Source organism: Aquabacterium sp. UBA2148 (assembly GCF_002328915.1).
Lineage (GTDB): Bacteria > Pseudomonadota > Gammaproteobacteria > Burkholderiales > Burkholderiaceae_C > Aquabacterium > Aquabacterium parvum.
In genome coordinates this window covers 21,225-29,976 of record NZ_DCXA01000158.1, presented here as the reverse complement: position 1 = coordinate 29,976, position 8,752 = coordinate 21,225, and the positions used below count along the sequence as shown (strand labels likewise).

Below are 8,752 nucleotides of genomic sequence, written 5' to 3'. Positions count from 1 at the left end.
GCGCGGGCCGATCGGTACGAGCGCATCCGGATGTTCCTCATTGGCCACGAATCTGACAGAGGGGTGTTGCCCGATCTGGATCGCATCGTCCCGTTGCCGCCGGCGCCACTGCCGAAGTGGTCGGGACAGTTTGAGTGGGACAACACGCCACGCCCTGTGCCCGGTCGGCCTGACGAGGGTTTGATGGAGCGCTTGTGCCGCGAGAAGGGCCTGCACTTTTCAACGGGCTTGCCGCTGATCAGGCCATGACCCCTCCAGGGGCCAGCGCTCATGGGGCGGTTTTGTGGGGGCGCGCGTCCCCCGTTAGAGGGGGGCGTGCTGTGTGCGACCGTGCGCGCCAGCCCCGAGAATCACGTCCATTCCAAGGCTTTGCCCTGAGCAAAGCCCCAAAGCACCAATCAAGGAGAGCAATCCATGCATCGCACCATTTTCATGGGTGTGTTGACCGGCGCCATCGCGCTTCAGGTGGCGGGGTGTTCTCGCCAGAGCGCCGAAGACAAAGCCAAGGAAATGGCCACCGAGAAGGTGGACATGGCCAAGGGCATTGGTGACGTTCTACAGGACAAAGGCACGGCTGCGGCCGAGTCCGTGACAACCGGCATGGGCAAGGTGCTCAAAGGTGTGGAACGGGGCTTCGAGAAATCAGGGCGCTCTGTCGTCGTGGGTGAAGGGGCTCGTCAGGCTGGTTTGCAGGCGACCAAGGTGCAGTTGGTGGATGGCTCGGCAGCCGTCGAGGCCGAGCCAGCGGGTTCATCGTCAACGGGTTCGTCGAGCGCTCACGCGATCGAGGTGTACGTGCTGACGGACAAGGATGCGTCGGGTGCCTTGAAGGTGAAGGTGTTCAGTGCGCTCGATCAGGAAATCGGTCGCTCGCGCCAGGCGTTCAAGCAAGGCGCCGATGAGGGGCGCTATGTCCGCATCGCTCTGGACCCTCGGCTCGATTTGCAGGCCATCAGCCGCGTGGAGCTCGATTTCGTTTCAGACACCCCGTCTCGTTGAACAGATGATGTCGCAAGGGTCCATGCAAAGCTGGCGCATCAGCCCCGCCTGGCGCATCGAATCGCTGGGTGAGCACCTGCTGGTGCAGGCCGGCGCAGACGAGGTCTACCTCATCGACGAAGCGCCGCCGTCCCTGCACGCTCGCCTGATCGAGCTGTGCGAGGGCGGCGACGCTGCCACCTGGGCAAATGACCCACAGCTCGGCGCTGCACTGAGGCAACTCAGGCGGCTGGGTGCGCTGGTGCCCGAGGGCGCACAGCGCCCGTTCGAGGCCCATGCCCGACTGGTGTGGTTCGGTGCCGAGTGCGAGGCCCTGGCCGAAGGCTTGAGCCGCCAGGGCTGGCGGCTCGCATCTGCCTCGGACGATGCGCCCCTGACCTTGCTTGTGCGCACCTCAGCGAGCTGGGCAGAGCTGTTGCAGCAATACACCGCGTGGCATCGGCGAGGGCCTCACCTGCTGGTGGACCTTGCCCACCACCACACCTTGAGCGTGGGGCCCCTGGTGGTGCCAGGTCAGACCGCCTGCGTGTCTTGCCTGGGACAGCGTGTGCTCCAGCGATGGGGCGACCTGCAGCCGCCGCCTGAGCCCGAAATGTTGCGTCGGGCCGCCGGTGTCGCTGCCTTGTTGTCCGATGTCGTGCGACTGGGGCCCGAGCTGGTGGAGCGGGTGGCGGCGCTCGACCTGCGTCAGCTGCGCCTGAGCCGACATCACGTGCACGTGCAGCCCGGCTGCCCCGTCTGCCAGGCCTCGCGCCAAGACGAGGATGCCGAACTGGCACCGCCTTTCAACCTGCCGTGGGTCCGTTGACCTGACGGTGTGCTTCCCAGCGAATTCTCCGAATGATCAAACTGCCGACTCAGTTCGACGCCCGCGCGCGTCAGCACCTTGAAACGGCTGCCGCTGGCGGCTCAACCAGCACGTGCTGCAGCAGTTGCGTGGTCACCTTGGGCAGCGCCGTGGTTGCATCGAGCATGTACCTGGCGCACCTGCGCAAGCGGGCGCGAGGCGCTGGCGAAGACGGCGTGCCCGCTGCCGGGCCGATCGAGCCCACGAACCCGTGGGCCCATCCCGAAGGCGTGGCGCCCGCAGACGCGGCGATCTCCAGCGCCAACGCGGTCAACAGCGAGGCCAGCGGTGAGTCGAGCCCGGCCGCGACACCGAGCACCTCGCCCGCTGACGAGCCCAGCCTGCTGTCGTCGACCTGGTTCTGGGTGGTGATGGTGATTTTGTTCGCCTTGTTTGGCTCCATGCTGGGTGACATCGGCGCCATCGTGATCTCGTCGGGCTTGGCCCTGCTGTCCTTGGTCGGCTGGGTCAGGCTTCACCAACGCGCCGGGATCGGGCCTGTGCAGGCCATCGTGGTGGGCGTGGTGTCACTGGTCCTCACCTTGGGGGCGATCGTGCTCGAGGCCATGGCCTGGATGGGCGCGCTCTGAGTCATGGCGCTGGCCCTTGCATTGACGTTGCCCACGCCCGCATCGCATGCCACCCTGATGGCGGCTGCAGACGCGCGCACGGGCATCTGCCTGCCATGGCACCGGGCTCGCGCCGAGGCCTGGGAGGTGCCTGGCATGGTCCACGTGGCGGTGCCAGCCGAGCCCGTCAACGATTGGCAAGGGGTGTCTGGCGCCGTGGCCTGGCAAGACCCGGTGCAGGCCTGCGAGGCCGCTGTGGCCGAGGCCCTGGAGCGCTATGCCGCGGCGAGGGCGTCGGTGCCTGTTCGTCGCCGCGCGGACGTGCCTGAGCTTGAACTGTGGGCGGAAGACCGCTTCGCGCTGTACTCGTCCGCCCAGCGTGCGCAAGCCGGGTTTCCCTGGCCCATGCCTGTGGGTGACGACGATGGCTTCAGCCCGGTTTTTCGCCTGCATGACAACCAGCGGGTGTGGGTGCCGCAAGAGCTGGTGGGCCTGGGTGTGAGGGCAGGGCGAGCGCGCATGCCTTCCACCTCCAGCGGGTTGGCGGCCCAGAAGGACTCGGCAGGTTCGGGGCCCTGGCGAGCCCTGTTGCGCGCCACCCAAGAGGTGCTGGAGCGCGATGCGCTGGCGGTGACCTGGCTCAATGGGCTGGGGGGCCTGGAAATTGATTTGCCCGAGCGATGCGAGAGCGTGGCGTCTGACATCGGGGCGGAGGTGGTGGCGCTGGATCTGACCCAGGCCTGGAACCCTCACCCGGTGGTCGCCGTGATGGGGCGTCACCATGCGCGCGGGCAGGTGCGCCACGCGTTCGGCATCGCCTGCCGAGCCACGCTGGACGAGGCCATCGACAAGGCCTGGCTGGAATGGGCGCAAAGCCTGCGCTTTGCGGATCACCTCGTGCAACAGTCTTCGGTGCCGGCCGAGCCCGCTGCGCTGCGTCGCTTTGACGAGCACGCCGCTTACTACACCTGTCATCCCCAGGGTTGGACGCAACTGCCCTTGTTGAAACACCGCAGGCGTCGGGCGCATGACGCCATGTCCACGGGGTCGGCACACACCCGCCCCCAAAGCGAGCTGTCGCAGCTGCAAGACCTCATTCCATTTCTGCTGGAGCGCGGCATCGAGTTGGCCTATCGCGAACTCACGCCCCCTGACGTGGCCCAGGCGGGGCTCAGGGTGGTCCGTGTGTTGTCGCCGCAGTTGTCTTTGCTGCACGCAGACGAACGCGCTCCCTTCCTCGGCGGGCGAACCGGTGACTGGCGCTGGCGCTACCCGGATGCCGTGGCCCATCACCCGCTGTCCAACCCCTGGCCTCACCCCCTGGGCTGATGACGAGGCAGCCATGAACGAAATCAATCCACCCTTCATCGATGCGACAGTGGTGCCGCATTGGACGTCGAGCCTGCCCCGTGCGGACCTGGATCCGGCGGTGGCTGGGCCCGATGTGGGCGCCCCTTGCTTCAAGGCATTCTGGCGTGCCAGCGAACTCAACCCGACGCGCGCGTTGCTCATGCATCAGCGCATCGAAGAGGACGCCGCACTCGAGCACGAGCCTTGGCTCGCCTGCTTCAGCTCGGCGGCTCAGCGCTTGCCAGCTCCCGATGCCTCGGTGGTCGATGCCTGGGCACCTCGGCGCAGCGTGCGAGCGTTCTCCGATCGGGCGATCGAGCTGGCGGATTTGTCTGCCTTGTTGTGGCCCATGGCTCGGCGTCAGGATGGCGGCCGAGGGCTGGCTTCGGGTGGTGGCAAGTACCCATTGCAGGTGCACGTGATCGGGTGGCGGCTGGCCCGGGAGGGGACGGTGTTGGCGCCCTCCGTGCAGGGATACGACCCCCTGTCGCATGGCTTGACGCCGATCGGTCAGGCACCCGATTGGGCTCGGCTCAAGCCCATCCTGGGTGTCGACATGGACAGCCCTGCAGCGGTCCTGGTGGTGACCGCTCAAGCTGGCCCCCACGTGAACAAATACGGTGAGCGAGGCGGGCGATTCATGTTGCTGGAGGCCGGCTCCTGGCTCGGCGCCTGGCAGGCTCAGACCGCGCGCACGGGGATGGGGGGCGTGGTCATCGGGGCCTTTCAGGACCGCGCCTTGTTGCGTGAACTGGGCCCTCACGTCGGTGCGCAGGGGCAGGCACCGGCAGACGCGGTCAGCGAGCACGTGATCGCGGCCGTGTATGCGCTGGGGTGGCCTGCGTCGTGAGCGAGCGAGCCAGCCGTTCTCAATCGGTGACCTTGCTGATGGCCTGCGCGGCGGTGTTCGCTGCGGGCTACCAGCTGACGCTGCGCCGCGCGCTGCGCCTCGAAGACCTGCCCGGTTCGCAGGGGCCGTGGGATGCCTGGGTGCCCTTCTGGCCGGCCAGCATCGTGGTCTATTGCAGCATCAACGTGGCTTATGTGCTGGCCTTCTTCGTGGCACGCGATGGTGTCAGCCTTCGCAGGTTGGCTGCTCGCTTGTTGCTGGTGCAGTTGGCTTGCTTCGCATGTTTCGCGTGGTGGCCCATGCGCTTGCAGCGCTGGCCTGACGTGGGTGGTTCGGTGTGGGCGCCCTGGTTCCAGGCCCTGGCCACTTTCGACGGGGCGAGCAACCTCGTGCCTTCGCTGCATGTGGCCATCCTGGGTGTGCTCTGGTCTCACTGGCGATCGGTGCTGAGCGCGCGCTGGGCCCGAGCCGGTTGCGATGCCTGGGCCTTGGGCGTCGCCCTGTCTGCGCTGACCACCTGGCAGCACAACTTGATCGACGTGCTGGCCGGTGCAGGTTTGGCCTGGGTGGTGGTGCGCTGGGTCGTCAGAGGCGAAACGGCGCCATCTTGAAAGAACAATCAACATGACAAAAAACTGGGTGAAGCGTTGCGTCGCATCGAGCGCGCAAGGCTTGCTGGTGGCCTGTGCGCTGGCTGCAGCCGGATGGGCGGGAGCGAGCGAGTCGGTGTCGTCTGAGGAGGCCAGGTTCACAGACTGGCCTCAAGCCGCCCGACGCATCGGTGCCGATGGGGCATTGCTGACGGCCGATGGTTTGCGAACGCTGGTGCCCGCGGGGCGCTACGAGCACATCGTGCCGGCCGGGCGCGTTGCCGTTGTCACGCGAGATCAGGCCTGGGGGCTGATTGACGCAGACGGGCAAGCGATCACGGCCTTGCGCTACCAGCACATCGAACCATTCGGGGAGCGCGGCGCACCTCAGGGCTTCGTCGTTTCTGGCGCGCAGCAGCGACAGGGGGTGCTCGACGCCGAAGGACGGGTCGTCACAGATGCCATCTGGACACAGCTTCGCCCCGTGCGGTTGTGGCCGCAAGACCCCTCGAAAACGCGTTGGTTGTTCGAGGTCAGGCAGGGGCACCGCGAGGGCGTGCTCGATGCGGCTGGGCGAGCGGTGTTGCCGGTGCAGTTCGGCAGCGTGTCGTGGGTGGGCTCCCGCAGCCCCTGGGTGATCGTCAGCCAGGGGAGCTTGCAAGGCGTTTGCCACGCGATCAGCGGTGAGTGCCCGCTGCCCTTGTCGACCAAGCGCTACGAAGCGTTCGACGGCGTGGCTGAGGATGCCGGCCTGTTGTCTGTTCGCTGGGTGGACCGAGTCGGGCTGCTCGATGATCGCCTGCGCGAGCTGCTGGCGCCGGTGTACTCGTCCATCGATGCCCTGCACACGGGAGACGATGGCTCGGTGCAAGTGCTGGCCCAGTTCGGCCTCGACCGGCACCAGTTCGTGCTCGCGCCCGACGAGAACGGCCTCTGGCAGGTGCGCCAGGCCGATCGCACCCAGCCACTGCGGGCGCGTCGCGATGACCACCCGATGGCCTTGAGGATGGGCGCCGTGATCGACGCGCGCTACGTGCCCGTGGGGCTTGGCGACGCGGGTGAGGTTCACAGCGCTTTCGTGGACCGCAGGCTGCGCGAGTTGCGTCAGCCCAGCATCCAGCTCAGCGCCTGGACGGCCTATGTGGGCTTCGATCTGTTCGCCCGACCTGGTGACGTGGACGATGCACGTCTGCCCGCTGTGTGGACGCGTTGCCCCGACCCCTCGGGGGTGCGACTGGTGGCTTGGCACGGCGAGCTCGCAGAACAGGCCAAGGCCTGCGCTTCGCCCAAGGCGGTGGCCGTGCGCCTGAAGCCTTCGGCGTCGAGCGACGGCAGTTTGCTGTGCGAAGGCTGCGAAGCCCTGGGCCTGCCACCGCGCTGGGTTCGCCGCGATGAGCCACCCGTGGATGCCAGCTGCGCGCTTGCGCCCACCGCGTGGAGCCAGGAGCAAGCCCGTCGTGACCACGCTGCCTGGCTGGCTGCGTGGTTGCCAACCTGGCAACCGCTGCTGCTGGGCCGGCAGCCGAGCGCGGCCGACAGCGAGGGGTGGCGTCGACATCAGGCCGATCCGTCACGGGCCATGTCGACCTTGTCGGCGGTGACCCGTCGTCCAGAGGCCTTGTTGAACGACATCGGCTTTGATGTGAAGCAGGCACCCAATGTGAATTTGGGACAGGCCTTGCTCAAGTGGATCCGGCGCGCCGAGCCGGTGGGTGACGGGGGGCTCTACCCCGAGCCAGAGGTCGAGTTCGCCGGGCAGTGTGCGCAGGTCTGGTATGTGCGCTTGCCCGGGTTGGACAAGCTGATGCGAACCCGACCTGCGAAGGCCGGTCAGCCTTTCGCCATGGGCCTGCGCCTGCCCCCGGCTGGTCGGCTGGAGCGCCAGGCCTACCCCTTCTTGACCTTCTCGAGGGGGGAGGGCGGCGGCTTGCAGCTGACGGGGGTCTCGCGCGAGTTTTTGCAGGCCGTCTGGCTGCTGGAAGGAGGCCGGTGATGTCGGCAAACATGTGGCGCCCGCGCTGGCGGGCTTTCTGCGGGGCGCTGTCGAGGGCGACTTGGCTGGCGGCTGGTTGGGGCGTTTGGTGCGGTGCGGCCTGGGCAGCGCCCCACTGGACCCAGGAGTGCCCCGATCGCATCGAACATGCGAGTTGGTGTCACCACCTTCCCAGCGAAGGGCGCATGGCGTTGCGCGTGCCGATGCCCGGGAGTGCGGACGGCCTTTGGGGCTTCGTCGACATCCAGGGGCGCATGGTGATCGAGCCGGTCTACGGCAGCGTGATGGCCTTCTCGCATGGCCTGGCTGCCGCGCACAAGGATGGCAAGTGGGGCTTCATCGACCTGCAGGGGCGGTGGCGTTTCGAGCCGCGCTACGACGACGTCACGTCGTTCGACGCTCAGGGCCTGGCCTGGGCTGTCGAGCGTGGCCGACTCCAGAGGTTGAGTGCCACAGGGCAGGCTTTGCCGTGGTTGAGCGAGGCGGGGTCATTCGACCTCGATCACCGCAGCATGCAGGAAGACCGCGCCATCCGTGTGCGCGTCACCCCGCCGTCCGAGACCTGGCGGCTGGACACGGGCGAGGTCGTGCAGTGGCCCCGTGAAGTCTTGGAACTGGGGCGCCCGGTCGGCGGCACCTGGCCTGTCCGCGTGCGTTTGCCCAGCGGGCGAAACTGGTGGGGGCTCTGGTCCCTCAAGGAAGGGCGTTGGCTGGCCTCGCCCCTGGCCTTGCGCAGCGAGCTCGAGCCGCTGCTGCATGCAGGCAAGGTCGCAGTGCACCGCGCAGGCGGGTGGTTCTTCGTGGACCTGGCGGGGCAGCCGCTGTCGAGCACCCGCTACCAGGCCATCGAAATGGACCGGCCGGGTCTGTGGGTGGTTTCGCCCGCGCACTCGGAGTGGGTGTGGCTGGGGCCGGACCTCCGCGAGCTCCACCGCGCGCAGGGCCACGTGACGTCGCCACGGCAAGAACGCTGGGGCGACGCCTGGGTGTACGACCTGCACGAGGCCCTGTTGATCGCTTTGCCGGATGACCGAATCGAGGTCCTGGACACCTCTGAGCACGACGAGCACCTGCAGAATGGATGGATCTGGCTCTCGCCCAAGCGAGATGGCGGCGCCCCGGACCTCATCGGGCCGGATGGGCGCTCCGTGCTCAGTGCCGAGGAACGCGCGCGACTCAAGCAACTCCGCATCGAGTTCCTGTGGGAGCGCGATCGATCGCCTGCTGTCCCTGGCGCCATCCGCGCCCTGCTGCACCCGCAAGATGACGCCGCCGAGCCGGGCGTCGTCACCGCTGACCTGCGTGTGCTCACCCGCGCTGAGTGGGCCTTGCTCATGCCTGGTCAACTGCCTTCCGACCCCGTGGTGGTGCAGCGCACCGACGGCCGCTTTGGTGCCATCGATGGCCTGGGGCGGTGGTTGATCTCGCCTGAGTGGTTGGGCATGGAAGCCTTTCACCATGGCTTGACATGGGGCCGGCACCCGGATCACGACGGGGGGGCGAGGTCCGTGCTGATCGGCTCGGATGGGCGTCGCCTGGCCCTGCCGCCTGGTG

Annotated in this window: 9 protein-coding genes; all 9 read left to right on the top strand. The window is 67.6% G+C overall.

Annotation, left to right across the window (positions count from 1 at the left end; all coding sequences use genetic code 11):
• A partial coding sequence (locus B2W70_RS08690) for a DUF6396 domain-containing protein (protein ID WP_286744864.1) occupies positions 1-249 on the top strand: 249 nt, incomplete at its 5' end.
• A gap of 165 nt (positions 250-414) precedes the next feature.
• Positions 415-999: a hypothetical protein gene (locus B2W70_RS08685; RefSeq protein ID WP_286744862.1), complete on the top strand. Its 585-nt coding sequence runs from the start codon at positions 415-417 to the stop codon at positions 997-999.
• 7 nt (positions 1,000-1,006) lie between these two features.
• Positions 1,007-1,807 (top strand): TOMM precursor leader peptide-binding protein, encoded by an 801-nt coding sequence (locus B2W70_RS08680; RefSeq protein ID WP_286744860.1) that lies wholly within the window; start codon positions 1,007-1,009, stop codon positions 1,805-1,807.
• 32 nt (positions 1,808-1,839) lie between these two features.
• On the top strand, positions 1,840-2,436 hold the full coding sequence (locus B2W70_RS08675; RefSeq protein ID WP_286744858.1) for a hypothetical protein: 597 nt from the start codon (positions 1,840-1,842) through the stop codon (positions 2,434-2,436).
• A gap of 27 nt (positions 2,437-2,463) precedes the next feature.
• Positions 2,464-3,744 (top strand): YcaO-like family protein, encoded by a 1,281-nt coding sequence (locus B2W70_RS08670; RefSeq protein WP_286744855.1) that lies wholly within the window; start codon positions 2,464-2,466, stop codon positions 3,742-3,744.
• Positions 3,745-3,757: 13 nt separating this feature from the next.
• Positions 3,758-4,615: a nitroreductase family protein gene (locus tag B2W70_RS08665; protein ID WP_286744852.1), complete on the top strand. Its 858-nt coding sequence runs from the start codon at positions 3,758-3,760 to the stop codon at positions 4,613-4,615.
• Positions 4,612-5,226: a hypothetical protein gene (locus B2W70_RS08660; protein WP_286744850.1), complete on the top strand. Its 615-nt coding sequence runs from the start codon at positions 4,612-4,614 to the stop codon at positions 5,224-5,226. Before B2W70_RS08665 ends, B2W70_RS08660 begins: the two co-directional genes overlap by 4 nt.
• 13 nt (positions 5,227-5,239) lie before the next feature.
• Positions 5,240-7,198, top strand: coding sequence for a hypothetical protein (locus B2W70_RS08655; protein WP_286744847.1), 1,959 nt, complete (start codon positions 5,240-5,242; stop codon positions 7,196-7,198).
• Between the two features lie 203 nt (positions 7,199-7,401).
• The coding region (locus B2W70_RS08650) for a WG repeat-containing protein (protein WP_286744844.1) at positions 7,402-8,752 on the top strand (1,351 nt) is incomplete at its 3' end.